This is a genomic window from Luteolibacter luteus (assembly GCF_012913485.1).
Classification (GTDB): domain Bacteria; phylum Verrucomicrobiota; class Verrucomicrobiia; order Verrucomicrobiales; family Akkermansiaceae; genus Haloferula; species Haloferula lutea.
In genome coordinates this window covers 2,395,048-2,421,354 of the sequence record NZ_CP051774.1, presented here as the reverse complement: position 1 = coordinate 2,421,354, position 26,307 = coordinate 2,395,048, and the positions used below count along the sequence as shown (strand labels likewise).

Genomic DNA, 26,307 nt, shown 5'->3' with positions numbered 1-26,307 from the left:
TGATTGGAAAATGGATGACTAGTGATTTTGCCTTTTCCTACAACCCCCTCCGGATCTCTCCCGGCGTCGACCCCGTCACCCGCTTCATGAAGCGGCACAACTCATCCCCGCCGGAAAACCCGCAATGCTCGGCCAGCCGCTCCAAGGTCCAATCGGTCCGCTTCAACAAATCGCTCACCCGCGCCGAGCGGATCCGATCCACCTCCTGTTTCGGCGTCCGGCCCAACGTCGCATGAAACCGCTGTCGCAGTTGCTCGCGTGAAGCGCCTGCTTCCCGGCAGAGCAACTCCGTGTCGATCGGCAGATTCAGCGGCCTGCTCCGGATAAAATTCATCGCACGTGTCACCACCGGATCCGGCAATTCCACACGACCCGTGGACTCCCGCACCGTGATCCCCGGCGAGGGTGCCAGGATCCGCGTCTCTGGAGGCATCGTCTCGCCACTCATCATCCGGAACAGCAGTTCCGCCGCAGCCCTGCCGATCTGCTTCCCGGGAAACCGGACGCTGCTCAGCGCCGGGGTCGTCGCGTGGCAAAAGACGATGTCATCGCTCACCCCCACCACCGGCACATCCTCGGGCACGCGCATTCCCACCTGTTTCAGTGCCCGGATCGCCGTGACACCGGAGATGTCATCCTTTGCGAAGAGCCCGCAGGGAGCTTCCAAGCTTGCCATGATCCGCCACGCCATCTGTTCGATCTGCCGGGCCCGGATCTTCGGAGAAAACGACGACGAGGGGATCGGGAGGATCCGGCAAGTGTGGCCGTCCTCGTGGAGCCTCGCCCGATATCCTTCCAGCCGCTCCCGCGAATAAGTCCTCCCGGGATCGTGGAGGAAAGCGAAGCTCCGTAGGCCCAGCCCTAACAGATGCTCCGCCGCCAGTCGCCCGGCCGCCTGGTTTTCCAGCGTCACCCGGGGAAAGAGCACCCCTCTCGGCGGCTGCTCGGAGCTGAGATTCACCACCTTGATTCCGCTTTTCCTCCATGCCCTCGCTTCAGCCGGCGTATAGCGGAAGACCAGCAGGCCATCACCTTGCCAGTTCTCGTCGATCGTCACCGCGGGCAAGTCGGAGCCACTCGGCTGCACAAACTCCAATTCGAAGGAATGCCCCTCGCGCAGGAAGTCCAGGATCCCACCATAGATGCGGTTCCCGAAACCCTGCGCCCAGTCCACCATGCGGATGCCGACACGCCAGGTGCGGCGAAAGGTGGGGCCATGGTTCATGTGGGAGAATTGATAGGATTCTTGGCAGAAGATCAATTCCACGGGGACCCGTGTCATTGGCATCATCGCCATCTTCGATGGTAAAAACGCCAAGGATTCTTGCGAATATCCTATCGACCCTTGCGGACCGTTCTTCCTACGATTTCCAAATGTCTACCCAGCCGCATACCGCGATCATCGGAGCAGGTATCGTTGGTCTCGCCCATGCCTGGGCCGCCGCCCGTGCAGGACATCGCGTGACCGTCTTTGAGCGCAGCGACAAGGCACGCGGTGCTTCCGTAAGAAACTTCGGCATGTGCTGGCCCATTGGTCAGGCACCGGAATACTTTGCGGCCGCCCTCCGCAGCCGCGAACTCTGGCAGGAATTCGTACGCGAGTCCGGGGCTTACTCCCGCCCGACCGGCAGCGTGCATGTCGTGGAGCATGAGGACGAAGCCTCCGTGCTTGAGGAGTTTGCCAAGGCCGCGCCCGACCTCGGCTATCAGGTCGAACTTCTCACCCGTGCGCAAGTCGAGGAAAGCTGTCCAGGTGTTCGTCGCGGTGTCGCAAGGGCCGGCCTGCTCAGCCGTACCGAAATCAATGTGGATCCCCGCCAGGCCTTGGCACTGCTTCCGGCCTTCCTCGGTGAAAAGCATGGCGTCGCCTTCCATTGGCGCACCGCGGTCACGCAGGTCAGGGAAGGCAAGCTGGTCACCGCATCCGGCGAAACCCACACCTTTGACGAGGCCTTTGTTTGTTCCGGCCACGACTTCGAAACCCTCTTCCCGGAGATCCTCGCGGCGAGCCCCCTGCGGCCCTGCAAGCTCCAGATGTTGCGCACGGTTCCACAGCCGAAAGGCTGGAATCTGGGCCCCATGCTCGCCAGCGGCCTCTCGCTCCGGCAGTACGGGAATTTCTCGATCTGTCCCAGCTTGTCGGAGGTAAAGGCGCGCGTCGCTTGGGACATGCCGGAGCTGGATCGCTACGGCATCCATGTCATGGCCTCGCAGGACCGCTTCGGCGCGATCGTCTTGGGGGACTCGCACGAGTACGGCGATCACATCGAGATTTTCGACAAGGCGGAGATTGATGAACTCATGCTCCGTGAACTCCGGAAGCTCTTTGATTTTCCCGATTGGACCATCGCCGAGCGCTGGCACGGCATCTATGCAAAGCACTACGATGGCCCGGAGTTCCGCGTCCAGGCGCTGCCAGGCGTTCAGATCGCCACTGGCACCAGTGGTTCCGGCATGACCATGTCCTTCGGCTTGGCCGATCGTTTCTTTGCCAAACGTGAGGCAACGGTTTAAACAAATCTGTCACGTTTCCTGAAAGAAACTTTGTTGCAATTTTTATCGGTTATTCAGCAGGATCGCCCCGCCGGGCTCCGGACGGCACAATTCAATCTCATGAGCAGCCAGCTCCACTCCGTGGCAGTAGAAAGCTAACCCGGATCCGCGCGATGCTCTTCCCGAATGAATCGAAAGTCTCGCAAAACCCCGATCCCGCACGAAGCGGCCAAGAACTTTTCAACTGCCATCTTACGAGGACCGGCATCTCGCCTGTTAATTTCCCTGTTTTAACAGGCGGAACAGGCTGCCTTTTTCAAAGGTCCCCGGCACTCTTCCACCCTTCATCGACATCCCATGAGTTCCTTCGAAACGAACGGCCGCTCCTACGCCCTGCCCGCAAATCCCATCGCTGTCATCTGCCTCGATGGTTGCGCGGACGAATACCTCAGTGTCGCGATTGCCCGTGGCAAGATGCCCCGTTTGGCTGCGATGGCCCGCGATGGTTGGCGCGGTATGGTGCGCGGCGCCCTGCCTTCCTTCACGAACGTTAACAACACCTCGATCGTTACCGGCGTGTCGCCGCGGGTCCATGGCATCTGCGGAAACTTCTTCCTGAATCCTGACACCGGCGAGGAGGTCATGATGAATGGCCCGGAGTTCCGCCGCTGCGGCACCATCCTGACCGCCGCCGCCGATGCCGGACGAAAGGTCGCCTTCATCACCGCGAAGGAGAAACTGCGCACTGTCCTCGGCGATGGCGTGGTCGAGCGCGGAGGCATCGTCTTCTCTTCGGAGAAGGTGGACGAAGCCAAGCTCGCCACCCACGGGATCGATGACGCCACCGCGATCATCGGCAAGCCCCGCCCCGAGATCTACTCGGGGGATGCCTCCATCTACGTGCTTGAGGCGGGTGCCGCGCTGGCGGAGCAGGGGAAGGCGGACTTCCTCTACCTCTCCACCACGGATTTCATGCAGCACAAGTTCGCGCCGGAAGCACCGGAGATTCTCGATTTCCATGCGCGCATTGATGGAGCCATCGGTCGTCTCTTGGACGCCGGCTGCACCGTTGCCCTCACCGCCGATCACGGCATGAATGCGAAAAATGACCTCGCGGGAAATCCGAAGGTCATCTTCGTCGAGTCCTTGCTGCACGGGAAATTCGGCAAGGCCCTCCGCGTGATCTGCCCGATCACCGATCCTTACGTGGTCCATCATGGCGCGCTTGGCTCCCTCGTGATGGTGCACTTGGAGGATCCATCCACTCGTGCCGGGGTCGCGGACTTCCTCTTCAGCCAGCCAGGCATCACCGAAGTGCTCACCCGTGAGCAAGCTGTGGAAAAGCTGGAGCTGGCTCCCGACCGCATTGGCGATCTTGTCGTCCTTTCCGGCCGCGATGTCGTGGTCGGCAAGTCTCCGGAGCATCATGATCTCTCCGTGCTCAAGGGCGGGCTCCGTTCCCATGGCGGGCGCTACGAGGAAATGGTCCCCCTCGTGATTTCCAAGCCGCTCACCCCGGAACTCCAGCGGATTGCCGAAGGGGATCCGAGGAACTTTGACGTCTTCCATTTTGCCTGCCATGTCTGATCGCGAGTCCGTGACTTGGTCAACCGTCCATCTTCCGTCCTTCATCGCGGGCGAGCCCGTTACCACCGGTTCTTCGCTGGAGGTCCGCTATCCTTGGGACGATTCGCTGACCGGTACCGCAGCCCTCATCGGGCCGGAGCATCTGGAGCAGGCGATCATCAAGGCGCTGGCCTTTCCGAGCGAATCCCTGACCCGCCGCGACCGCCACGACATCTTGCGGAAAGCTGCCGCTATGCTGGCGGAACGCCGCGATGAATTCGCCGCGCTGATCACCCGTGAAACCGGCCTGGCCATCCGCGAAGCCAAGTACGAGACGACTCGTAGTTCGGATGTCCTGGAATTTGCGGCCATGGAGGCCCTTCGCGACGATGGCCGCATCTTCTCCTGCGACATCACGCCGAACGGTCGCCCGCGGAAGATTTTCACCTCCCGCTATCCCGTCCGTTTGGTTGGAGCGATCACCCCTTTCAATCACCCGCTCAACCAGGTCGTCCACAAGCTCGCCCCGGCCATTGCGGCTGGTGCTCCGGTATTGCTCAAGCCTTCCGACCGCACCCCGCTGACCGCGCTCAAGTTTGCGAAGATTCTCTATGAGGCGGGCCTTCCGGGGCCCATGCTCAGTCTCTTCGTCGGCGGTATCGATGACATCGTCATCCCGATGATCACGGATGATCGCGTGGAGATCGTCACCTTCACCGGCTCGGTCGAAATCGGGAAAAGCATCGCCCGCACCTGCGGCTACAAGCGCCTCTGCCTCGAGCTGGGGGGCAACTCTCCGCTGATCATCCTGAACGACGCGGATCTCGATCTCGCTGCCAAGCTTGCCGCGGAGGGCTCATTCCGGAATTCCGGCCAACGCTGCACCGCGGTGAAGCGTATCCTCGTTCAAGAAGGAGTCGTCGATGCCTTTACGGATCGCTTCGTGAAGCTCGTCCGCGAGGAATACTCCTGCGGCGATCCCGAAGATCCCGCCACGGTGGTAGGAACCATGATCCACGCCCAGGCAGCCGCAGAGCTCCAGCGTCGTGTCGAAGCCAGTGTGGGCATGGGTGCCGAGGTGCTGCTCGGTGGCGCAAGGCGCGGTTCCCTCCTGGAGCCGACCATCATCGCCAATGTCCCGCGTGATGCGGAAATGGTGGCACTCGAGAGCTTCGGTCCCTTGGCCCCCATCATCCCGATCCGCGATCTCGACGACGCGATTTCCTACTACAACTCGGGCAACTTCGGCCTGAGTAGCGGCATTGTCACCAATGACCTCTCGCTCGCATTGAAGGCATGCAAGGAGCTGAAGACCGGCACGACGAACGTCAACGAGGTCCCCGGTTACCGGCTCGAACTGACGCCTTTCGGGGGGACCAGGGATTCAGGCCTCGGGGTGAAGGAAGGGGTGATCGAGGCGATCAAATTTTTCACTCACGAAAAGACCTGGTCGCTGCCATGGTAATTTAAGGACGACGATGGAAGCAAAGCGGACGATTGGCCATAACCCTGATACCATCGCCGCTTCGCCTCCGCCGTTCTCCTTGCAGACGCGCATGGTGGTGCTGACCTATCTTGCGTATTTTTTTTACTACCTCACGAGAAAGCACCTGGGTGTCGCGACCCACGCCCTGACGGAAGATGGCTTTTCGGAGAAGCTCATTGCCGCCGTGCAGACCGGTTATGGTGCCTGCTATGCCATCGGTCAGTTCATGAGCGGTGCGCTGGGTGATCGGATTGGCCCGCGTATCGGCCTTTCGCTGGGCATGATTCTTTCCGCCATCGCCACGCTTGCTTTCGGGATCTTCCCCTTCGTCGCGGTACTGGCGATTTGCTTCACGCTGAACGGCCTATTCCAAGCGACCGGCTGGCCGAATTGCTGCAAGGTGGTCACCCTCTGGGTGAGCCATGCGAAACGCGGCCGCGTGATGGGTTTCTGGCTGACCTGTTACATCTTCGGAAGCCTCGCTGCGAACATGATCGCCGGTTACATCCTGGAGCACTACGGCTGGCGCCAAGTCTTCCTCTTCACAGGGGTGACGGTATTGCTGGTGGGTATCATCCAAGGGCTCTTCCTCATCAACACGCCTGAGGATGCCGGATACTCTTTCGGTGAGGATGCTCCGGAGATCGCTGTCGAGAGGGGAAGGGGAGAAGGGTTCTCCCACATGATCCGGGAGCCCGCCGTGCTGCTTCTCGGCTTCAGCTACACCGGTTTGAAATTCGTGCGCTATGCGTTCTTCGCTTGGCTCCCATACTACCTCGCGACCGCCGTGGGGATGAGCGATGGGAACTCGGCTTACGTCTCGAATGGCTTCGAGATCGGTGGCGTGCTTGGTCTCTTGATCGGCGGTATCGTGGCAGACCGCTTCTTCCCGAACAACCGCTGCCGCCTGGCCTTTCTTGCCCTGATCGGCATGGTTGCGGCGCTGGTGGTCTACCGCATGAGTAGCGCTTCCAGCGGCCTGTGGGGAAATGTTGCCGGGCTGGCAGTGATCGGCTTCTTCCTCTACATCGCGGACGCCATTATCTCGGGCACGGCCGCTCAAGACATCGGCGGCAGCGGTAGCGCCGCCTCCGCGGCGGGGATCATCAATGGCATTGGCTCCACCTCCATGCTCTTTGCCGGCATGCTACCCATCGCCATCAAGGATCGTTGGGGCTGGGATGGCGTCTTTGTCTGCTTCATTATTCTCGGAGTGATCTCCAGCGCCATCCTCCTTCCACTCGCGCTCCGGGAGAAGGTCGGCAGGGCCGCCTGATCACGCGTGCAGCATCTCCCGCGCCTTCGCGATCAAGGCTGCATCCGCAATCAGCCGCTCGTATTCTCCGGGTACCGAACTCGCGCCCATCGGAATCTCAGGCTTCCGGAAGCTCATCGCGCTTTCCTGCAGGCTGCGCGCGGAAAGATGGATCTGCTCGACCTTGGTTGCCGTGACGATCTCCGCGATCTGCTCGGCCTTGATCCCTCCGCCCGGAAGGATCTCGATGCGGTCGCCTGCCTTCGTCACAAGCCCTGCGATCGTATCCAGCGCTTGCATGACGTAAGGCTTCCCACCGCTGGTGAGGATGCGCTCGAAGCCAAGCTCGATGATCGTCTCCAAGGACTCCAACAAATCCCTGCTCACATCAAAGGCACGGTGGAACACCGCCGGCATCCCGCTGCAAACTTCCAGCAAGGTCTCCACTGCCGCGATATCGATCGAACCATCCGGCGCCAAGCAGCCGAAGACTACGGCATCTGCACCTAGATCGCGCGCCAGCTCGATGTCCGCGGACATCGCAACAACCTCCACCGGGCTATAAACGAAATCACCGCCTCGCGGCCGGATCATCATCGCGATCTCACCGGGGAAAATGTCACGCGCCTGAGCCAGCATCCCGGCACTCGGCGTGAGCCCACCCTCGGTGAGCGAGGTACAGAGTTCGATGCGATCGACGCCGCCTTCCGCACAAGCGATGACCGAATCGAGCGAGTCCACACAGATTTCCAGAAGCATGCCAGCAGCCTGCCTGTCCCGCGCGGCCACACGATGAAATTTTTCTCCACCCCAACCCCGGATCAGGGTTTCCATTCGGGCGAATGATTCCTGATCGGCTGGAACTCCTGCTCCGCGATGGCACCCCGGTCGTGGCCAAGCCACTGACCCCGGCGGATCGCAGCTACGTCGCGGAAGGTTACCGGATGCTCTCTCCGGATGCCCGCTACCAGCGCTTCTGGGTCCGGGATGGCGAGATCATCGGGGATGCGATGCTCGATCGTTTGCTCACCGGGGATCTCCCGAACCACGCCATCTGGACCGTCTTCGATCCCACCCGCGAGGGTTTCCCCGGCCTCGGTGCCGCCAGCTTCTGGCGTTCCAAGACCGATCCTACGGACGCGGAGATTTCCGCCACCGTTCTCGATCGCGACCAAGGCCGCGGCGTCGGCACGCTCTTGCTTTCGATCCTTTGGCTCGTCGCCTACCGTTGTGGAATCGAGACCTTTACCGGCTATACCATGCCCGAGAATCGGGGAGCCCTCCGCTGGATGCGGGAAACGGGTGCCCAAGGGGAATGGGACGGCTACAACGCCATCTTCCGCTGGAAATTGGGCGATCTCGACGCCATACCCGCTACCCCCGCCGGAGCCGACCTCGCCGGGCGGCTTGCGGATCTCTCGCCCCTCATCCTTTAGCTGTCGCAGGGTCGACGCCCTTTTCGCCCAGAGACGGATGGGGTTTCGGAAGCTTGTGGCGCCTCAGGCCGAATTGCCTCACGGCATGCCGCTGGAGATGGGCCGTCGCGTCCGCGATGTCATCCGTAAAGAAGATCAAATCCGGATCTCCCGGGCTGATCGTTCCGGCTTCGGCCATGTGGTAAACGAAATCCATGAGTGGCTGCCAGTAGTCCTTGCCCATCAAAATGATTGGGAAATTCCGGATCTTTCCGGTTTGGATCAGCGTCATGGTCTCGAACATCTCGTCCAAGGTTCCGGCCCCGCCCGGCAAAACCACGAAGGCATAGGAGTATTTGATAAGGATCGTCTTGCGCGTGAAGAAGTAGCGCATGGTGACCGAGCGATCCACGTAGGGATTCAGGTGTTGCTCGAAGGGGAGCTCGATATTCACGCCGATCGAACGGCCTCCGGCCTCATGCGCACCGCGGTTGGCCGCTTCCATGATCCCGGGGCCGCCCCCGGTCACGACCGTGAAGCCCAGTTTCGCAATCTCCGCGCCGATCTGCCGGGCCATCTCATAGTAAGTCGTGCCCGGCTGGGTTCTCGCGGAACCAAAAACGGTGACCGCTGGCCCCACGAAATGCAGCGTACGGAAGGCTCTCACGAAATCCGCCCCCACCCGGAAAACTGTTCCCAAATCGTGGAAACGCGAGCGCGGACCGGCTAGGAAACCCCGGTCCGGATTCTCTAGCTCGAAGCGCTCCTCCTCGCGGATGGCCTCGGCACTGATCGCGTGTTCGGGGGTCGGCTGCGGCAGGTCGGGGCAGTCGGGCGGTGTCATGATCCCTCTCTAACACGGCTTTTCGTCGCCTGCCACGGGGAATCGGAGCGGATGGAAGCCTCTCCGAAAGCCTTGCCCCCTCCGACCATCAGTGCCACGTTTTGACCTCTACGATGCTCCCCGAGCGAAAACGAGACCTTGGCGAATCCGAAGGCGGCCGCGGAGGCTTTGAAGTCCGTGTAATCGGCGGATCTGCGCCTGCTGCCGTGGAACTTACAGAGCAAAACCGCTCCGGCGTGGAAGTTGGCGTGGTAATCGGCACAAGCAACCCCCGGGGGCGTCGCCAATTGCTTCCAGAGGACGGTCCGGTGCTTCGCCTCGAGGTGGAAGATCAGGGCGATCAGGTGAAAGCCCGTTCCATGAGCGAGGTTGGTCCTGCGGTTCCACGGGAGGGATCGCGGAAGAAGAAGCGCGATCGCCTGCATCAGGTCACCCTGTGGATGGCGGGCGGCGTATGCGGCATCGCCATTGTCGCGGTGGGTGCGCTTCTGGCTCGTCGGGGAGATGATTCCCCGAAACCTCAAACCGCATCGCAAGCCCCGGCCGCTCCCGTGGATACGGCGACGCTGGAGCGTGATCGCTTTGTCTCCGATTCGGCGCAGCTCCTCGCGGAGTCGGAGAATTTGATTCGCCGTTTCGCCGCGGCAAAGACGCCTGAAGAAGGCCTTCCGCTGCTGCGGGATGCAGAGCGGGTGAAGCCAGCCTTCCTGCGCCAATGGAAAGTTTGGAGTGCGGAACCGGCATTTGCGGATGGCCAGACTTTCGAGTGGGAAGTCGATACCAGCGGGGTCCGGCCGATGATCGTGATTTCAGGCGTGAAAGGGGACTTCACGCCCTTCCGGGCGACCTTCGTGCGCCAAGGAGACAAAATGCTCTTGGACTGGGAGGCGACCGCCGGAGTCGGCGATCTCAGCGTGAGCGACTTGGCGGAGGGCAAAGAAGCGTCGGACGCGGTGTTGCGTGCTGTGGTTAGCCCCGCGGCTTTCTTCACCCCCGATTTCCCGGAGGCCAGATATGCCTCTTATCGTCTCAGCTCCGGATCCGGCGAAGAAGCCGCATGGGCCTATGTGGAGAATGGGTCTCCCGCAGCCAAGGCGCTTCATCTCGAACTGAACGAGGGATCCTTCCTGATGCAGAAGAATTCCAAGATCTTCTTTACCCTGAAGGTCAAGGGGCCGGCACGCCCCGGCTCAAATCAATATCTGATCACGGAGATGCTTCACAAAGGCTGGGTGAGCCCGTAGCAAAGGGCCGTGAGTGATCAATCAGGAGCTTGGTTCCATTGCCGTCATTGCGGTGCGCTTTTTAAGGCCGCGGCGGAAGCGGAGGCGCGTGGAAATTGCCCTGATTGCGGTAAGGATCCAGCGGCAGGACATGCGGTGGAGGCGTCGTCATCCGGCATCGCCGCCGTGCAAGAACGGACCCGCGTGCGCCGGAGGGTCAGGAGGCCGACTCCGTCTCAACCGCGTCAGCGTAGCCGTCACGGCCGCCGGAAAGCCCGCGCTCTCATGATCTTCGTGGCGGTTTGGATCAGCCTTGTCGCCCTGCTCGTGATCAAAATGAAGGGCTCTGGCGGCGATACGACGACTCCTGCCCCAGGTTACGCGGAGAAGAATGAGCAGCCAAAGCCGGAGGATATCGAGCTTCTCAACGCCAAACTGAATGGTTGCGCGCAGCATTTCCAAGAGTTCGTGAGCGCGTCGGATCTCGCCTCCCGTGCCCTGCACATTATCAATCCGGACAAAACGGTTCCGCGGATGGTTCGATACTACGCGGCCAATTCTGCCATTCCCTTTGCCGGGGAGATCAGGAACCGTTACCACCACGTGATCCATACTCCTGCGGGGACCGCAATCGAGACCGGATGGAACCTGAATAACGAGCAGCAGCTCGATGTCGTGTTTTTCGAAGATGGCGACGATTGGAAGATGGATTGGGATGCCTTTGTCCGCTTCAGCAGCGAACCTTGGGCCCTTTTCCTCTCGGCCCAAGGGCCGACCGAGGGCGTTTTCCGCGTGTTGGCTCGCGAGCGGATCGGAGCTGCGGGGAGAGACGAGGAGTACATCGGATTGGTCGTGGGTGCCCCGCGTCTGGGCCATCCGGAAGAAGTGGTTTCGCCTTCACCGGAGATCCGCGTGAAGCGTGCCTCCGAAATAGGTCGGCGGATCGAGGAAGCTTTTCGTGCCCGTGAGCAAGGACGCGGAGCCTTCGGAAGTATCGCTGTTCAAGATGACCCTGGCGAAATGATCCGGCTGCGCGTCCGTATGGCCCGTGTGGAGGGCGAGGAGAGGTCTTACAAGATTACCGAGCTGCTCGCCACCCACTGGATGGAGATCGAAGAGCCGGTGGTGAAGGCCGAGTGAGAATCCTCGTTCAGGTGCCTTCCAGTCCGCGGCGCATGGCCGCTACCGGATCGCTCCCTGGGAACCAGATGCGGAAGGCCATGGCTCCTTGGTGAAGCAGCATGGCCTTGCCGATACCCACACGGGCTCCGGCCGCCATCGCGGCCTTTTGAAAGGCGGTTCCCGGCTTGTAGATCGTGTCGTAGACCGCGTGATGCGGGGCGAAGCATTCTACAGGCAGCGGCGAAGGGTCCGTTTCCTTGAGCCCGAGGGAGGAGGTATTCACCAGCAGGTCTGCACCAACCGCCAACTTCGTGAGTCCGGGGTCCAACAAGCTTCTGGCCTCGATCTCAACGCTCCCGTGTTCACGATGGATGCGGCTCGCGAGTTCCTCGATCTTGTCGAGGCTTCGATTTGCCAGGATGAGACGCGCCACTCCTTGCCGGGCGCAATGCACCGCAATCGCACCGCCGGCCCCACCGCCTGCTCCGGCGATCAAGACACTCGCACCGGCAAGCGAAAGCCCCAGAGTTTCCTTTACGGCCTCCTCGAAGCCGTAGCCGTCCGTGTTGAAGCCCCGGGTGGCATCGGAATCGAATCGCACCGTGTTTACTGCCCCCATCTCGGCCGCACCGGGATCAATTTCGTCGCAAGCGGCAAGCGCCTCGAATTTATGAGGCACGGTCACATTGCAACCGATGAAACCGAGTGCACGCATCCGGTCGAAGGCCATCGACACGCATCCGGGATCCACTTCCAGTTTGATGTAGCGGCAATCGATCCCGGCTTCGTCGAGCGCAGGCTGGTGCATCCGTGGCGACAGGGAGTGGGCCACCGGGAAACCGATGACCGCGAGCTTTGCGGGCCGGGCTTGGCCTGCATCCAGAAGGTCACGGGAAGAAAGCTGGTCGAGCTTGTGGAGGTCTTCGGTCATCGCGGAACGGCGCTCAGCTTGCAGGTCCCTTGCAGCGCGTCAACAGGCCGGCATTCAAATCGGCATGGGATTCTCCGGGGTAAGTCGGTAGGCTCTTTCCACACGATCATGAACGATGGAAAGGATCCGGTCTCAGCGGCGGTTTTGGCATTACGCACCGCCAAGCGGATCAACGTGATCGGCACCAGTGGAACGGGGAAGACGACCTTCAGCCGTTCGTTGGCGGAGGTGCTGCGCCTCCCGCTTCAGGAGATGGATCGCCTCTATTGGCTGCCGGATTGGAAGGATCCGGAAGAAGCGTTGTTCCTTGCCAAGGTTCGCGAGGCGATTTCCGGTGAGCGCTGGATCTTGGACGGAAACTACAACCGCACCCAAGACATCAAATGGGCCTCGGTCGATTGTGTGGTCTGGCTGGACTATCCCTTTTTCAGGACCTTCCGGCAGGCGGTATCGCGTGCTTTCCGCCGCTCCCTCACCCGCGAGGAACTATGGCCGGGGACGGGAAATCGTGAGAGCTTCCGCAAGAGTTTCCTCAGCAAGGATTCCATCATCCTTTGGACCCTGACCACGTACCGGAAGAATCGTGAACGCTATCTCAAGCTGATGGCCCGGGAAAATGGCGCCGCTCATCGCTTCATCCGGATTGGCTCTCCGTCTGAGGCCGCGGAGGTCCTTCGCCAACTCCGGCAGGGACCGGAATAAAAAAGGCCGCCGCCGGAATTCCGGCGGCGGCCATGGGATTGGTCGTTTGATTGGCTGACCTTATGGGTTCCGCACGGCGCGGAAGAACACCTTGGCCTGACCATTCAAGGTCGGGTGGTCGGCGAGGTTCACCGTGTAGGGAGTGCTGCTGCCGGTAGCCGGCACGTTTGCATCCACCACGCTCCAGGTCACCAGGTCGGTCGAGCCTTGGATCGTGTAAGTGAAGCCTTCCTGCGTCCCGATGTTGAATGCAACCGAGGTCACAGGATTGCCCGTCACGGACACGCTCGTCAGCTTGAAGTTCGAGTCATCCGCAATGATCGGCTGGGCCACGATCGGAAGACCGTTGGTCACAGGGATCGTCGTCGCACCGGTGCGGGAGAGCAGCGGAACCACGAAGGTCTCGTCGAAGTCAGCCTTCGCACCGATCACTTCCCACCAGGAACCACCGCCGCCTTCGTAAACGAGGGTGACGATGCGATACTTCCCGACTGCCAGTGGCACCGTGACGATCGTACGGCTGTTGCCGGTGCCCGCTTCGGTCTTGATACCGTTGATAGCGGTGGAACCCGGTGCCGAGATCAGCTGGGCCGCATCCGGAAGGTTGGTCGAATAGATGCTGGTGATGTCCGGATCGGTGGTTCCCGCGTTGCCGTAGATATACATGTAGCCACCGTCATCCCCCTGGTAGCCCAGGTTGTAATCACCGGCGACGGTGATGTTCAGGATGCCTTCGGCCTTCATCGAATAGTCATTGTCGTCTGCGGGCGTATTCTTCGGGAACGGATTGTTCGGCGCGAAGTTTCCGCCGCCACCATTCTGCGGGTCATCGAAGTTCAGCTCGTCCCAAATGGTCGGAGCACCAGCGGTGTTGGTGATGCGAGCCTCGGCCCCGGAGATCGTGGCACCCCAGGTGTTGGTGTTCGGGTCACCGGTGAGCACCGACCAGCCGGGGCTGTCGATCTTGGGAATCAAGACCGAGGTGTTTTGGGTGGAGTAGCCGATAGGACGGAAGCCATTCGGAGGATTCGCATTGATCCACACGCCAGCAGCAGTCGACAGCTCGTAGTAGAAGCCACCGCCACCTTCGCTGGTGACGAACTCGATGTCATATTGGCCCACCGGGAGGTCGATCACCCCGCGGCCGTTGATTTCGCCGGCTGGCTCGTAGAACCACTCGTTCGGATTCGACATCTGGAAGCCACCTTGGCCGCTGGCAATTCTCCAGCTTGGGTCAGGGTTACCATTCACGCCCTTCACGCGGACGAGGAAGGTATCATCACCCGCATAGACGAAGGTGTATGGACCAGCGCTCGTGATGTTGATCCGGCTCTTGCCGGTGGTGACCACGTTGTTGTCATCCGCTCCGGTATCGCCTGGGAAAGGCGTGTCGCCGGGGATCAATCCACCACCGCCACCGTTGTTCGGGTCGCGGCGGTTCAGATATGCCATTTGCGTGTCGATCGTCAGGCCATCCGGATCGGACGGCTGGCGTGTCGTTTGGGCGAGGAAGTTGCTCGCATTGGTCAGGCTGCCGTTGGCTTCCACAGGGTTGCCGGCTGCCGTGGTGACCGTCAGGTAGGTGCGGACACCCCAGTTGCCGTCAGTGCCGGCCGGACCGGGAACGTTCGTCACCCAGCGCTCGCGCAGGGCGGGTACTTCCGGATCGGTCGGTGTGCCGAGCAGTTGCCATGTGTTGGTGAGGCGGTCTTCGCGCTGGGTGCCTTCCGCCCATGCGACTTCGTGATAGCCGCCGGAGCCGCCATCCCAGCCGATGTAGAGTACCTCATAGGTGCCCGCTGTGGCGAAGTGATACACGGCACGGGTGTCCGAGTCGCCGGTGCCTCCATCGCGGATCACCGTTTCGTCATCACCCGGATCGACGCGACCGCTGCCACCGGTGGCAACGAAGCCGCTGCCTGCCGGACCCGTGATGCGAAGGGCAAAGCCGTCATCGCTGTGGATCGAGAAGGTGCGGGTCGTTTCCGCAGGGACCGTGATCTGGGTCCGTCCCAGCACCACCCAGTTGTCATCCGCGCCGGTGTTGCCGACGATCGGAAGGTCGTTGTTGAAGTTACCTTGGCTGCCTGGTCCTCCGTTCGTCTCCGGGTCCGCATGGTTGAGGACCGGGGCATCGGTATCGTCCGTGAAGGCGGCCGTTGCCGGTTGGGCGATCGCCACAGCGCCATCAAGGGTGCCGCTGGCCGGTGTGCCGATGTATTCGCGGATACCCCAACGGTTCACTGCTCCGGCCGGACCGGCCATGGTGCTTCCCGCTGGCATCGAGAAGGGAAGGAAGTTCCCCTCGAAGACTTGCGCCCCGCCTGCGGTCCTGGGAACGCTGATCGAATAAGGATAGCCAATGTCGATCGTCAGAGGTGCGACAAAGCGGACCGTCGTCACGCCACCCGCCTTGGTGACGGTGACATCGCTGTCCGGCAGGGGCGTGGCCGAGTTATCCAGGAAGATGTCAAAGGCCGCCGGATTGGAGACATTTGTCGTAGCGCCGCTGGTATCGTTGATGACGAAGGTGCCGCCGCGCGTGTTCAGCTTCGCATAGTCGAGCGAAACTCCTCCTTGGTACTTGTTCTTCAGTGCCTCGAAGATTGTCGCGGCATTCGCGGACTCATCCGTATCGAACATCTGGAGTTCGGTGATGTAGCCGTTGAAGGGAGTGCCACCGCCTGTGGTCATAGCTCCCAGGGCGAAGTCGCCTCCGTTGCGCGGGGCAGAAGCCACCAGCACGTCCGTGTCCGCCAGCTTGCCGTTGCGGTAAATCTTTTGGACCTGGGTCGTGCCGTCCCAAGTGAACATGGCGACGGTGAACTGACTGAGCGGCTGGGCGAGGGAGAATGTAGTGACGTCCGGGCCACCGGAACCGGCGGCGATGCGATCACCGAGGTAGCCTAAGCCCCAGTCCGCCACGGAGCCACCTTGCTCCATGCCGATCAGGCCTTGGGCTTGCCACCAGCTACCGTCCGTTTGGGATCCGCTGGCTGCGGGTCTGAAGACCGCCACGAGGGTGATCTTTTGCTTGCCGGCAAGCGGGTTGCTCGCACCGGGCACCACGAAGTAGCTGCCGCCCGGGAAGTCGACCATGTCATGACCGTTGAAGAACGGATCGGTCACGCCATCGACCAAAGCTGGCGAGCCTTGGACAGTGGCCACGATGCTTCCGGTTCCGGCCGTCGAGGTCCAGTCGCCAGCCGTGTAGTCGTCGGCTAGCCATTGGGCTACGAGGCCCGCTTGCGCATTGGATGCGAGGAGGAGAAGGCCGAGTCGGGACAGGGGCGTCCGGACACAGCTCCGCCATGAATGAGGAATTTTCACGGTTTCTTGGGTTAGTCTTGGGTTCCGACGTGGGTAACGTCGTGACTAGCACCCAACCCCAAGCAATTAGGGTGTCAAGCCCGCCAATTTATCCTTTCAAACGCTTTTGGTATCCTTTTGCCAAGCCATCTCAGGCTGTCAGACAGCATTGAAAATGTGACGATTTCGGAACTTTGAGCCCTCCGATTTGGCGGATCCCGCAGCCTTCGCCGGAAAAGGAGCACATCGTCTGACTCCAGAGTCCGCATGAAGCGCGTCACCAATTGATTGAAACTGGGTGGCTTGCAGGGTGGCAGGGGCTGGGCGTCCACCCTCTTCCTAGTCGTCTCTGTGAGCATGGACTCGTGCTCCCGCTTCTGCCGCTCGGCGGGCGCTTGTCCCCGTTTCGGGTGAGTTTCAATTGCACACTAGTAGTGAGGTAGCGACACGGTGACTGACAAACTTCGTTGACCTGAAGAGATCCCCGGATCGACCGGATCTGACGCGAAAGCTTCGGAAATACAATTCCGGGGGATGTCGCTTCCCTACACACCCTTAAAAAGGCACAGCCAGATCTCTCCTTGGCGGGAAATCCGGCTGTAAAAAGAGGGCTGCGGGTTAGCCCGGGCCAAAAGGGAATTACCCGAGTTCGGCGACGCAGCGGCGCAGTCGTGCCACACTCCGTTCCTTCCCGAGAAGTCCGAGGATGTCGCCCAGATCGGGCCCTCCGGCCTTGCCGCTCAGAGCCACCCGCACCGGGAACATCAGCTGACCGGGCTTGGCTCCGGCAGCCTTGGCCGTCTCCCCGATCTGCTGCTTCGCCGCATCGGCCGACCACTCGGAGAGGCTCTCGAAATCCGTGGCCAAGGCACTGAGCAGGTCCTTCGCCGCGGCATTGCCACGAACCTTCTCGAGGGCATCCGCATCATAGCCGAAATCATCCTGAAGCAGGAAGCCGATCGCATCCGGCACTTCGGAAAGGAGGCGCACCTTTTCTCGCACCACCGCGGCGATTGCCGGGTAGTTCCCATTTACCGGCAGTCCGGCTTGCTCCACGAAGGGCTTCGCTGCTTCCGCGAAGGCGGGGCCATCCAGCTTCAGCAGGTGCTGTTGGTTGACCCACGCGCACTTCTCCGCGTCGAAGCGCGCCGGCGCACGGTTCACCGCCTCTAGCGAGAAACGCTCCACCAGTTCCTCCAAGGTGAAAATCTCCTCATCCGACTTCGACGACCAGCCCAGCAGTGCGATGAAATTCACCACCGCCAGCGGCAGGAAGCCTTGGCGTGGATAGTCGGCCACTGCCGCTCCCACATCGCGCTTCGACATTTTGGACCCGTTCGGATTCATGATCAGCGGGATGTGCCCGTACTGCGGCGCCTGGGCACCGAAAGCCTCGAAAAGCTGCAGGTGCTTCGGCGTGTTCATCAGGTGGTCCTCGCCGCGGATCACATGGCTGATCTTCATTTCGAGGTCATCCACCACGTTCACGAAGTGGAACACGTAAGATCCGTCCGAGCGACGGATCACCATGTCCGGCGTGTTGGATTCGTCGCGGTAGTCGATCGTTACTTCGCCGCAGACCAGATCGTTCATCGTCACCGGCTTGCGCTCGAAACGGAAACGCCATGCGCCGCCGTCCTCGTAGACACGGCCTTTTTCGCGCAGCACTTCGAACCAACGGTCATAGTTTTCCTTCCGCTCGCTCTGGTTGTATGGACCGTAGTCGCCACCCTTGCCCTCGCCCTCGTCCCAATCCAGACCGAGCCAGCTCATGCCGGAAAAGATCGCATCACGCGCGGCTTGGGTGTTGCGGGCCTCATCCGTGTCCTCTACGCGCAGCACGAAGGTGCCGTCGTGCTTCCGGGCGAAGAGGTAATTGAAGAGGGCGGTGCGTGCCCCGCCGACGTGGAGATAGCCGGTGGGCGAAGGTGCGAATCGCGTGCGGACGGACATGGGAGGCGCAGTGTAGGGGCGCCGCGCCGCTCGCCAAGGGCGGAGACAGGGGAAAATCCCGCCGCCTTGACCGCCGGAATCCACCCGGCAGGATACATCCGCATGAAAAAATGTGCCATCACCGGCCAGGAAGTGCCGGACAATGCCGCCGTGCCGATGCGGGTGCTGCGGCCGCTCCTGCACGGCTACATCCGCCACCGCTACCCCGAACTGCCGGAGGACGCCTGGATCTCCCGCACCGCCCTAGATGACTTGAGGTCGGGGTACATCGAGACGGCACTGGAAAGCGAGATCGGGGAAATCACCGAACTCGAGCGCGAGGTGATCGATAGCCTGCGCGGCCGGGAGCTGCTCACCGAGCGCCCCCAGAGCGAGGACGAGGAAGACGAAGCCTCCACCTTCGGGGAGCGGCTTTCGGACAAGATCGCCGACTTCGGCGGGAGCTGGGCCTTCATCCTCATCTTCACCGGCTTCCTCGTGCTGTGGATCAGCGCGAATGCCCTGCAGCTCTTCGGTGGCAAGGCCGTCGATCCCTATCCCTTCATCCTGCTTAATCTCCTGCTCTCCTGCGTCGCGGCCCTGCAGGCTCCCATCATCATGATGAGCCAGAACCGCCAGGAGACTCATGACCGGAAGCGCGCGGTGCAGGACTACCAGATCAACTTGAAGGCGGAGCTCGAGATCCGGCACCTGCATGAGAAAATCGATCATCTCCTGCTCACGCACTCGGAGCGGCTGATGGAGATCCAGCAGTACCAGACCGAGCTTTTGCAGCGGATCTTGAAGGAAGAGCCGGGCCAATCGGGGGCGAAAGCGTGACCGCTTGCCAGAAGCCCCGTCCGCTCCAATCATCCCGCATGCCTCTTGCAGCGGTCCTCTTTGATTTCGATGGCGTGGTGATCGACTCCCACGAAGCGCACGGACGTTCCTGGTTCGCGCTTGCTGCGGAGCTGGGGCAGGAGCTTAGCCAGGAAACATTCCATTCCACCTTCGGCCAGCGGAACGAAAGCATCCTGCCTTTCCTGGGCTGGGCTCAGGAAGGAGACAAGGAACGCATCCAACTTTTGGGGGATCGCAAGGAGAGCTTGTATCGGGATATTCTGAAGGCGGAAGGCATCGAGCCGCTTCCCGGTGTGGTTGCTCTTCTGGAAGACCTGAAAGCGAATGGTATCCCTTGCGCGATTGGCACCTCGACCCCACGTCCGAATGTCGAGTGCGTGCTCGAGCTCACCGGTCTTGCCGCTTACTTCAATGACATCGCCGCCTCCGAAGACGTCAGTCGTGGCAAGCCGGACCCCGAGGTATTCCTGAAGGCCGCGGCAAAGCTCGGCGCGGATCCCGCTTCCTGCGTCGTGATCGAGGACGCCCAGGTCGGCATCCGTGCGGCGCGTGCCGGCGGCATGAAATCCATCGCCGTCACCACCACTCATCCTGCCGAGGCCCTCGCTCCGGAAAATCCGGACCGTATCGTTAGCTCCCTGGAGGAGATCAACGTTTCCTATCTACGGGATCTCTGGTAGTTGGAGTGCAGATGAGATTGATCAGAGCCACTTGTTGCCTCTTGGCCTTGGGTGTTCTTTCTGGCTGCGTCTCTGGGTTTCAACATTTCGAACACCCCGAAACCCACAAATACCAAGGATATTGGGGTCCGGAGTTACCCGATGGGGTATTTGAAGAAAGTCCCAAACTCGTTGACTCGGGCATCCTCTTCCTGCCGAGGGTGAGGGAATTGGCATGGCAGTCTGACCAAAGCGGGGCCGTCTTCTTCTACGCCAGGAGGAAGGCTGGCATCTGGATGGATCGCGTCGAGATCTCCGATGAGAAGTCTGGCGCTTCTGCCACGCTCATGATCCGCAAGAAGGTGGAGATCTCCTCGGTGGATGAACATTCGGATTTCCATAGGGGAGCGATCCGCGTGGATTTCAAAGGGCTACCGGGAGCGGATCGCGTCTTGGCGGGCTCGGCGGTGATCATGACGATTTACTACCAAATCCCTCCCTCCGGTAGCAGCGGTGAGAAGCGCTTCGTTCTCAAGAAGAAGGTGAGAATTGGAAGGACGCTCTCGGATATCCTTGCTGCGGCATGAAGCCGCCCTACTCGGCTTGACCCGTTGAGACGGCATTGATTGCAGCGGAGATCGCATCCACCGCGTGAACCAGTTCCGCGGTGCTGATGCTCAGCGGTGGCATCAGCACGATCGTATCGCGGACCGGCCGGGTCAGCAGTCCGTGTTCGCGTGCCGCAAGGCACACCTTGCTGCCGGTTTGAAGTTGTACCGGAAAGCGCGTGCCATCCGCTTGCCGAAGCTCGATGCCTGCGACGAAGCCGCATTGGCGGATCTCGTGAACGAAGCGCGACTCCGCCTTCAGTCCTGCCAGCAGCTCCGCCATCCGCGCGATCTTCGGCTGGAGATTCTCCAGCGTCTTCTCTGCTTCGAAGATATCGAGGCTCGCCAGTGCGAGAGCGCAGCCCAGGGGGTTTGCCGTGTAACTATGACCGTAGTAGAAAGCCCGGTCATCCTCCCCGAGGAAAGCCTCGTAAACATGGCCTGTGGTCAGCGTTGCCGCCATCGGCAGGTAGCCGCCGGTGATCCCCTTCGCCACGCAGAGGTAATCCGGTGTCACCTCCTCGTGCAGGCAGGCGAACATTTTCCCCGTGCGGCCGAAGCCCGTCATCACCTCGTCCAGCATCAGGTGCACGTCGTGGGCGTCGCACCACTCGCGCAGCTCGCGGAGCATGCCGGCAGGCCACGGACGCATCTCGTTCACGCCTTGCATCAGCGGCTCGATCACCACGGCCGCGCATCCTTTCACCGCCTCCCATGGCAGCTCCCGCAGCGCCTCCATGCCGCTGACAAAGGTCACGGTCGCCCCGTGTTTCCGGAAGCGGTCGTGAAAGCGGGAAACACCGCCAAGCGATGCCGCACCCAATGTGTCGCCATGGTAGGCTTGGTCGAAGGCGATGAAGCCGGTGCGCTCGGGCTCGCCCGTGAGCTGGCGGTACTGGATCGCCATCTTCATCGCGCACTCGATCGCGGTGGATCCGTCGTCGGAGAAGAAAACCCGCTCCAAGGTCCCGGGCGGGAAGAGCCCGCTCAGCCGCGCCGCCAGTTCGCTCGCCCGGGGATTTGCGAAGCCGAGGTAGGAGACGTGTGCCACCTCTGTCAGCTGCCGGGTCAGGGCCTCGTTCAGGGCCGGATGGTTGTGGCCATGGATGTTCGTCCAGATGGAGGAGTTCCCATCGAGATATTTCCGCCCCTCCGAGTCCCACAACCACGCCCCCTCGCCGCGCACCAGCACCAGCGGCTCGCCCGCCTCCCACGCCGCTTGGGGCGTGAAGGGGTGCCAGCAGTGTGCCTTGTCGGCCTCGATCCAGCGTCGGGTGTCCTCGCGCATCGCCGCCAGTCTCACCCCTGCCGCGGCACCTGAAAACGGTGAAAATCGGGAAAGCGTGGGACCCCTACGCGATCATGGAATACGAAGTTCCGCTCCTTCGTGGCATTCTGCACCTGTTCCCGCAAGGGTGCTCCAAAAACACAAGATCAGATCTCCCTCTCTGCGGGCGGTCGGCGATTCTGGGGAAGGCGACCCCCGGTCTCACTGATCGCCCGCTTCCTTTTTCAGGTTTTGAAATCCCGCAGCCGGAAGGCCGTGTAGCCGATCAGGAACAGCGTCGCATTCAGCCCGAAAAGGAAGCCGTAGGACATTGCCAGCTTCGCCCAAGAGATCGTGTTCTCCATCACGTAGATGCAGCAGGACATCCGCCACGTCACGAAGTACTCCTGATACGGCTGGAAGAAGGGAAAGCGCAGCAGCACGAAGTCCACGAACAGGACGCTCAGCGCCATGATCGTCGCCGCCGCCGGCTTCATCTTGAAGCAGGAAAACATGAAGGCGATCGAGGACAGGGTGACCATGCTGATTCCCATCGCCAGGCCTTCCATGGCCACGCGGGTGATTCCCTCGCCCCATGTCGGATAGAAGGCGAAGACCTTCATCTCGTAATTCCACACGAAGAGCCCGCCATCCACACCCAGCGCCGCCACGGCCATGGCATAGCCGGTGACCCCCACGAAGAGCACGAAGGTGATCGTGTAGAGCGCGATCGCCACGTACTTCAGAAGAAGGATCCGCAGGCGCGAAACCGGGCGGGCCAGGACCAGCCGCAAATTCCCGTCTTCCGACTCCTTCGCCACGATATCCCCGGCGACGAGGGCGAAGTAGATCGAGCCCAGCAAGAACATGCTCAGGCTCATGATCCAGTGGGTGATTGTCAGGGAGCTGTAGTATTCGTCGAAACCAAGGCCGTTCCGCTCCACCAGTTCCCGCATCGCCCGCTGGCTGCGCTCCAGTTTGAAGACCCACAGGATGATGAGCTCCATCGCCAGGAACACCCCGTAACCAATGTAGGTGCGGCGGCGGGCGAAGAGCTTGCGGAGTTCGCCCTTGAGCTGGCGGAGGAAATTCATGCGATGGGCAGGAAGGGGAGAGGTTCTTCCTTGGATGGCTTGGAGCTGGTGATTTCGAGGTAAAGGTCTTCCAAGGACCGGCGCACCGGCGCGAAGGCGGAGACGCGGATGCCGCTGCCGACGAGGGCCGCGACGATAATCGCCGGATCCATTTCCGGCGGCAGCGCGATCCGTCCCGGGCCAAGGATCTGGACGCCGTTCAGCTCCAAAAACTCCCTGGCTCCTTCCCATGGCTCCAAGCTCACCTCATAGACAGGAGCTTCCTCTCTCAGGGAGTTCAGCGTGCCTTCATAGACAAGCTTCCCTTCGCGCAGGATCGTCACCCGGTCGCACATCTGCTCCACCTCCGCGAGCAGGTGGGAATTGAAGAGCACCGTCATCCCGCGCTCTTCACGCAGGTTCAGGATGAAGTCGCGGAACCATTTGATCCCCTCCGGATCGAGGCCGTCGGTTGGTTCGTCCAGAAGGAGGACTTGGGGCTCGGGCAAGAGCGCTTGGGCCAGCGCCAGCCGCTGCCGCATGCCGTGCGAGTAGGTGCCGACCTTGTTCTTGATCGCCTTCATCAGGCCGACCCGGGCGACGGTTTTCAGTGCCGCGCGTTCATTGAAGACACCGGAGTAGCCAGCCAGGATCTTCAGGTTCTCCCAGCCGCTCAGATATTCGTAAAAGGCGGGGCTTTCGAAAATCGCACCGACTTGCCTCAGCGCAGAAGCTTGGTCGCGCTGCACGGAAATTCCCCCGATGCTGGCTTCCCCCGCGTCCGGTTCCACCATGCCGAGAATGATTCCCAAGGTGGTGCTTTTTCCGGCACCGTTATGCCCCAGCAGCCCGTGGATCTCGCCGCGCTCCACATTGAATGAGACGTCCTGTAGCGCGGGCTTCCCGCGGAAATTTTTGACGAGTCCGGTGACGGTGAGCATGGCGGGGAGGCTAGCGGTTCACTCCGAATTGCACTTTGCTGGATGCAGAAAGATCGGCGTAGAGGAAATTCACGCCCGGGTCGCCCCCGTGCCAATCTTCCTTGTCGATCACCAGCGGGATACGCTGATCGTTGCCGCTTTTCCCGAAGAACTCGAGCTTGCTGCGATGCCGGCCGTTCTGGCTGGTGTTCCAGATGTAGCTGCAGCCGCTGCGCTCGAATTGCTCATGATCCGCCGGGCAATGGAAGACCTCGGGGTTCGGCAGATAGCTGGCCAGCTCCGTCTCCAGTACCGGCACCTCCTCGGCCTTGGTTTTTCTCCCCGCCACCCAATCAGGCATCATCTGGTTATGATCCTGCAAGTATCCCTCAAGTCCGGTTCCGATTTGCCGCAGGTTCGAAAGGCAGGCCGCGCTCCGCGATTTCCCCAGCACCGAGCGCCCCACCGGAAAGGCTATCGCCGCCAAGGCGACGATGATCAACACGGTCACCATGAGCTCCGTCATGGTGAACCCGCCCGGCATCGCGTGCCTCTTTGGGAGGAACCTTTTCATCGCGGGGTTGGGCCGCCGAAGTCCTGGCCGCGCAGACCCTGCATGACCTCGTTCATCGATTCCATCAGCGGTGCCAGGTCGAGCTTGGTGTCCGCACTGGCGTTCTTGAAATAGGCCTGCATCCCTTCGCTCGCGATCCGCTCGAGGAGATCTTCGCCGAGTTCCTGGGCTCGGGCCATCTCGTCCGCGGTCTTCCCGCTTTCGATCTCCTCCAGGCCCTTCTTCACGAACTCCTTCCGCTTCTCGGGCGGCAAAGCATCGATCGCCTCCATGAACCTTCCCATCGATTCCTTGATGGTGAGGTCCACGAACAGCCGTTTCTCGTCCGCGCTCATCTTCCGGAAAAAAGCCTCGGTCGCCCGGTCGTCACGGTTCTTCTCACGCTCCGCGAAATCGAGGCGGTTCACTAGCCCCGCCACCTCCCGGAGCTTCTCGTCCCGGCGCTTTGCCGCCGCCACGTCCGGTGCTTCATTGTAGGTGGACCAATCCTCGAATCCTGCCTCCGCAATTTCCGAGGCCACCTTTTCCGCCGTGATCCGCTTGGAGCCCGCAAGCGCCCGGATTCCCGCCACCAGCCCCCAGATCAGGGCGAGAGCGAGCAGCGATTGGAGAAGGACACGGTTCCGGCGCATGGCAACCCCGAACCTAGGCGGGATTCTAACACATGCAAGTTGCCGGACAAACTCGTCACCCGCCGCGGGAAAATCGCCAATCTTCCATCAATCACCAGTGGCAGTAGAAACCCACCCTCTACCTGGGCGATGCTTCCCCTCATGCCTTTCCCGCCTGCATCGGAGCTCTCGCAAAATCGATCCGCGAAACCACTGACCAAACCAGTCAACTGCCAGCGCACTCACAGGCTGACGCCGCCTGTTAATTTTCTTGTTTTAACAGGCGGAACAGGCGCCGGATTCCAGAGGTCCCCGGAGCCCTATCGGACCATTGAAGACCTTCCTCAGTCCTTGGTCGCGGCTCTCCGCAGGCGATCCATGATGGCCACCCCCAGGCCGGTCTCGCTGACCGGCTCCGCCACGATCGCGTCGAGCCCGGCCTCGTCCATCAGCCGCATCACGAAGAACAGACGCACCGCCGCTTCGATCAGCTTTCCGCTGCCCGGGCTGAGCTCCTCAACGGTCTCCCAGTCATGGCGGTCGATGTAGCCGGCCTTCGGGTCACCCCGGTAGCTCAGCAGGCCGTATTTCTTGCCGGGCTCGGGGACGAAATCTTCCGGCTTCTCGAACATCAGCAGGGGAGTCCGTGGCGCGTAGTGGCTCTCCAGCTGTCCCGGCACGTCCGGTCGCTCGGCGATCTTCTTTTCGATGATCACCTTGCCGAACTTCTGAAGCTCCTCTTTGGTGATCGGACCGGCACGCAGCACCCGGATCAGCGGCCTTTGTTCGCCGCGGTCCTCGATCGTGACGATGGTGCTTTCCAAGCCGTCGCGGCAGGCACCGCCATCGATGATCAGCGGGATGCGGCCACCCAGCTCCTTGTCCACCGCGCTGGCGGAGGTCGGGGAAATCCGGCCGAAGCGGTTTGCGCTCGGGGCGGCGATCGGGCGGCCGAGGGCCTTGCCGATGTTCCGGAAGATCACGTTTCCACTCTGGCGCACCGCCACCGTCGGCAGGCCGCTCGTCACCAGATCCGGCACTTTGGCGGTCTTCGGCAGCACGATGGTCAGCGGTCCCGGCCAGAAGGCGCCGGCGAGGCTTTTCACCACCGGCGCGATGTCCTCCGGCACTTCGGCGACGTCCGCCAGTTCCTTGAAAGAGGAGATGTGGACGATCAGCGGATCGAAGGCGGGACGCTCTTTGGCAGCGAAAACCTTTGCCACCGCATCCGCATTGAAGGCGTCCGCCGCCAACCCGTAAACGGTCTCGGTGGGCACCGCCACGATCTCGCCGGCTTCCAGCAAGGCGGCGGCCTCGCGGATGGCGGCTTTCATGTCGTCTTCGTGGGCGGAAAGGATGCGGGTCTCAGGCACGCCGCAGGCTTAGCGTCAGGGAGCCGCCCCGGCGAGCCCGTATTTACCGGGCTGCGGCGACAGGTATTTACAAATGCATACTT

General features: G+C 61.5%; 23 protein-coding genes. 11 read left to right on the top strand and 12 right to left on the bottom strand.

The window, feature by feature from the left end; translation table 11 throughout:
* Positions 1-37: 37 nt before the first annotated feature.
* A complete protein-coding gene (locus HHL09_RS10185) occupies positions 38-1,225 on the bottom strand; it encodes an AraC family transcriptional regulator (protein WP_169454539.1) in 1,188 nt (395 codons plus the stop codon).
* Between the two features lie 149 nt (positions 1,226-1,374).
* Here HHL09_RS10185 and HHL09_RS10180 point away from each other — a divergent pair, with 149 nt between their 5' ends.
* From HHL09_RS10180 to HHL09_RS10165, 4 genes are all read left to right on the top strand, one after another.
* Positions 1,375-2,514: a TIGR03364 family FAD-dependent oxidoreductase gene (locus HHL09_RS10180; protein WP_169454538.1), complete on the top strand. Its 1,140-nt coding sequence runs from the start codon at positions 1,375-1,377 to the stop codon at positions 2,512-2,514.
* Between the two features lie 336 nt (positions 2,515-2,850).
* Positions 2,851-4,080 (top strand): phosphonoacetate hydrolase, encoded by a 1,230-nt coding sequence (gene phnA, locus HHL09_RS10175; protein ID WP_169454537.1) that lies wholly within the window; start codon positions 2,851-2,853, stop codon positions 4,078-4,080.
* Entirely contained in the window at positions 4,073-5,524 is a 1,452-nt protein-coding gene (locus HHL09_RS10170) for an aldehyde dehydrogenase family protein (RefSeq protein WP_169454536.1), read from the top strand. Before phnA ends, HHL09_RS10170 begins: the two co-directional genes overlap by 8 nt.
* Positions 5,525-5,537: 13 nt before the next feature.
* On the top strand, positions 5,538-6,821 hold the full coding sequence (locus HHL09_RS10165; protein WP_169454535.1) for an MFS transporter: 1,284 nt from the start codon (positions 5,538-5,540) through the stop codon (positions 6,819-6,821).
* On the opposite strand, the gene HHL09_RS10160 is transcribed toward HHL09_RS10165, so the two are convergent.
* Positions 6,822-7,634 carry a copper homeostasis protein CutC gene (locus HHL09_RS10160; protein WP_169454534.1) on the bottom strand — a complete coding sequence of 271 codons (813 nt, stop codon included), beginning with the start codon at positions 7,632-7,634 and terminating at the stop codon, positions 6,822-6,824.
* Between the two features lie 8 nt (positions 7,635-7,642).
* Between HHL09_RS10160 and HHL09_RS10155 the strand changes: the two genes are divergently transcribed.
* The gene (locus HHL09_RS10155; RefSeq protein ID WP_169454533.1) at positions 7,643-8,236 is read left to right on the top strand and encodes a GNAT family N-acetyltransferase; all 594 of its coding nucleotides are present in this window, start codon (positions 7,643-7,645) and stop codon (positions 8,234-8,236) included.
* Here the strand turns inward: HHL09_RS10155 and HHL09_RS10150 are convergent.
* On the bottom strand, positions 8,226-9,059 hold the full coding sequence (locus HHL09_RS10150) for an LOG family protein (protein ID WP_169454532.1): 834 nt from the start codon (positions 9,057-9,059) through the stop codon (positions 8,226-8,228). The two genes, HHL09_RS10155 and HHL09_RS10150, sit on opposite strands and share 11 nt — an antisense overlap.
* Positions 9,060-9,172: 113 nt before the next feature.
* Between HHL09_RS10150 and HHL09_RS10145 the strand changes: the two genes are divergently transcribed.
* Positions 9,173-10,303 (top strand): hypothetical protein, encoded by a 1,131-nt coding sequence (locus tag HHL09_RS10145; RefSeq protein WP_169454531.1) that lies wholly within the window; start codon positions 9,173-9,175, stop codon positions 10,301-10,303.
* A gap of 273 nt (positions 10,304-10,576) precedes the next feature.
* On the top strand, positions 10,577-11,422 hold the full coding sequence (locus HHL09_RS10140) for a hypothetical protein (RefSeq protein WP_169454530.1): 846 nt from the start codon (positions 10,577-10,579) through the stop codon (positions 11,420-11,422).
* Positions 11,423-11,432: 10 nt separating this feature from the next.
* On the opposite strand, the gene aroE is transcribed toward HHL09_RS10140, so the two are convergent.
* Positions 11,433-12,335: a shikimate dehydrogenase gene (gene aroE, locus HHL09_RS10135; protein WP_169454529.1), complete on the bottom strand. Its 903-nt coding sequence runs from the start codon at positions 12,333-12,335 to the stop codon at positions 11,433-11,435.
* 108 nt (positions 12,336-12,443) lie between these two features.
* On the opposite strand from aroE, the gene HHL09_RS10130 reads away from it, so the two are divergent.
* Positions 12,444-13,037, top strand: a complete 594-nt coding sequence (locus HHL09_RS10130) for a P-loop NTPase family protein (RefSeq protein WP_169454528.1) — start codon at positions 12,444-12,446, stop codon at positions 13,035-13,037.
* 60 nt (positions 13,038-13,097) lie between these two features.
* On the opposite strand, the gene HHL09_RS10125 is transcribed toward HHL09_RS10130, so the two are convergent.
* Positions 13,098-16,367: a LamG-like jellyroll fold domain-containing protein gene (locus HHL09_RS10125; protein WP_169454527.1), complete on the bottom strand. Its 3,270-nt coding sequence runs from the start codon at positions 16,365-16,367 to the stop codon at positions 13,098-13,100.
* Positions 16,368-16,985: 618 nt separating this feature from the next.
* Complete coding sequence (locus HHL09_RS10120) at positions 16,986-18,299, bottom strand: glutamate--tRNA ligase (protein WP_169454526.1); 1,314 nt, start codon at positions 18,297-18,299, stop codon at positions 16,986-16,988.
* A gap of 102 nt (positions 18,300-18,401) precedes the next feature.
* Between HHL09_RS10120 and HHL09_RS10115 the strand changes: the two genes are divergently transcribed.
* The 3 genes from HHL09_RS10115 to HHL09_RS10105 all read left to right on the top strand — a co-directional run bounded on the left by HHL09_RS10115 (position 18,402) and on the right by HHL09_RS10105 (position 20,385).
* A complete protein-coding gene (locus HHL09_RS10115; protein WP_169454525.1) occupies positions 18,402-19,118 on the top strand; it encodes a DUF1003 domain-containing protein in 717 nt (238 codons plus the stop codon).
* Between the two features lie 38 nt (positions 19,119-19,156).
* Entirely contained in the window at positions 19,157-19,819 is a 663-nt protein-coding gene (locus HHL09_RS10110; protein WP_169454524.1) for an HAD family hydrolase, read from the top strand.
* 200 nt (positions 19,820-20,019) lie between these two features.
* Positions 20,020-20,385: a hypothetical protein gene (locus HHL09_RS10105; RefSeq protein WP_169454523.1), complete on the top strand. Its 366-nt coding sequence runs from the start codon at positions 20,020-20,022 to the stop codon at positions 20,383-20,385.
* Positions 20,386-20,392: 7 nt separating this feature from the next.
* Here the strand turns inward: HHL09_RS10105 and bioA are convergent, their stop codons facing one another.
* The 6 genes from bioA to HHL09_RS10075 form a co-directional block, all read right to left on the bottom strand.
* The gene (gene bioA, locus HHL09_RS10100) at positions 20,393-21,694 is read right to left on the bottom strand and encodes an adenosylmethionine--8-amino-7-oxononanoate transaminase (RefSeq protein WP_169454522.1); all 1,302 of its coding nucleotides are present in this window, start codon (positions 21,692-21,694) and stop codon (positions 20,393-20,395) included.
* 224 nt (positions 21,695-21,918) lie between these two features.
* A complete protein-coding gene (locus HHL09_RS10095) occupies positions 21,919-22,767 on the bottom strand; it encodes an ABC transporter permease (protein WP_169454521.1) in 849 nt (282 codons plus the stop codon).
* Entirely contained in the window at positions 22,764-23,687 is a 924-nt protein-coding gene (locus tag HHL09_RS10090; protein ID WP_169454520.1) for an ABC transporter ATP-binding protein, read from the bottom strand. Before HHL09_RS10090 ends, HHL09_RS10095 begins: the two co-directional genes overlap by 4 nt.
* Positions 23,688-23,697: 10 nt before the next feature.
* Entirely contained in the window at positions 23,698-24,210 is a 513-nt protein-coding gene (locus HHL09_RS10085) for a type IV pilin protein (RefSeq protein ID WP_277349181.1), read from the bottom strand.
* Positions 24,211-24,236: 26 nt separating this feature from the next.
* The gene (locus HHL09_RS10080) at positions 24,237-24,872 is read right to left on the bottom strand and encodes a hypothetical protein (RefSeq protein ID WP_169454518.1); all 636 of its coding nucleotides are present in this window, start codon (positions 24,870-24,872) and stop codon (positions 24,237-24,239) included.
* A 323-nt stretch (positions 24,873-25,195) separates the two neighbouring features.
* On the bottom strand, positions 25,196-26,224 hold the full coding sequence (locus tag HHL09_RS10075; protein WP_240963765.1) for an L-threonylcarbamoyladenylate synthase: 1,029 nt from the start codon (positions 26,222-26,224) through the stop codon (positions 25,196-25,198).
* Between the last annotated feature and the right edge of the window lie 83 nt (positions 26,225-26,307).

What these genes read in the sequence shown, in the direction of transcription:
- HHL09_RS10090 (WP_169454520.1), bottom strand. Translation starts at nt 23,687, where the DNA reads ATGCTCACCGTCACCGGACTCGTCAAAAATTTCCGCGGGAAGCCCGCG.
- bioA (WP_169454522.1), bottom strand. Translation starts at nt 21,694, where the DNA reads ATGCGCGAGGACACCCGACGCTGGATCGAGGCCGACAAGGCACACTGC.
- HHL09_RS10120 (WP_169454526.1), bottom strand. Translation starts at nt 18,299, where the DNA reads ATGTCCGTCCGCACGCGATTCGCACCTTCGCCCACCGGCTATCTCCAC.
- HHL09_RS10130 (WP_169454528.1), top strand. Translation starts at nt 12,444, where the DNA reads ATGAACGATGGAAAGGATCCGGTCTCAGCGGCGGTTTTGGCATTACGC.
- HHL09_RS10110 (WP_169454524.1), top strand. Translation starts at nt 19,157, where the DNA reads ATGCCTCTTGCAGCGGTCCTCTTTGATTTCGATGGCGTGGTGATCGAC.
- HHL09_RS10145 (WP_169454531.1), top strand. Translation starts at nt 9,173, where the DNA reads ATGCTCCCCGAGCGAAAACGAGACCTTGGCGAATCCGAAGGCGGCCGC.
- HHL09_RS10165 (WP_169454535.1), top strand. Translation starts at nt 5,538, where the DNA reads ATGGAAGCAAAGCGGACGATTGGCCATAACCCTGATACCATCGCCGCT.
- HHL09_RS10085 (WP_277349181.1), bottom strand. Translation starts at nt 24,210, where the DNA reads ATGCCGGGCGGGTTCACCATGACGGAGCTCATGGTGACCGTGTTGATC.
- phnA (WP_169454537.1), top strand. Translation starts at nt 2,851, where the DNA reads ATGAGTTCCTTCGAAACGAACGGCCGCTCCTACGCCCTGCCCGCAAAT.
- HHL09_RS10160 (WP_169454534.1), bottom strand. Translation starts at nt 7,634, where the DNA reads ATGGAAACCCTGATCCGGGGTTGGGGTGGAGAAAAATTTCATCGTGTG.
- HHL09_RS10080 (WP_169454518.1), bottom strand. Translation starts at nt 24,872, where the DNA reads ATGCGCCGGAACCGTGTCCTTCTCCAATCGCTGCTCGCTCTCGCCCTG.
- HHL09_RS10095 (WP_169454521.1), bottom strand. Translation starts at nt 22,767, where the DNA reads ATGAATTTCCTCCGCCAGCTCAAGGGCGAACTCCGCAAGCTCTTCGCC.
- HHL09_RS10115 (WP_169454525.1), top strand. Translation starts at nt 18,402, where the DNA reads ATGAAAAAATGTGCCATCACCGGCCAGGAAGTGCCGGACAATGCCGCC.
- HHL09_RS10170 (WP_169454536.1), top strand. Translation starts at nt 4,073, where the DNA reads ATGTCTGATCGCGAGTCCGTGACTTGGTCAACCGTCCATCTTCCGTCC.
- HHL09_RS10155 (WP_169454533.1), top strand. Translation starts at nt 7,643, where the DNA reads ATGATTCCTGATCGGCTGGAACTCCTGCTCCGCGATGGCACCCCGGTC.
- aroE (WP_169454529.1), bottom strand. Translation starts at nt 12,335, where the DNA reads ATGACCGAAGACCTCCACAAGCTCGACCAGCTTTCTTCCCGTGACCTT.
- HHL09_RS10185 (WP_169454539.1), bottom strand. Translation starts at nt 1,225, where the DNA reads ATGAACCATGGCCCCACCTTTCGCCGCACCTGGCGTGTCGGCATCCGC.
- HHL09_RS10150 (WP_169454532.1), bottom strand. Translation starts at nt 9,059, where the DNA reads ATGACACCGCCCGACTGCCCCGACCTGCCGCAGCCGACCCCCGAACAC.
- HHL09_RS10180 (WP_169454538.1), top strand. Translation starts at nt 1,375, where the DNA reads ATGTCTACCCAGCCGCATACCGCGATCATCGGAGCAGGTATCGTTGGT.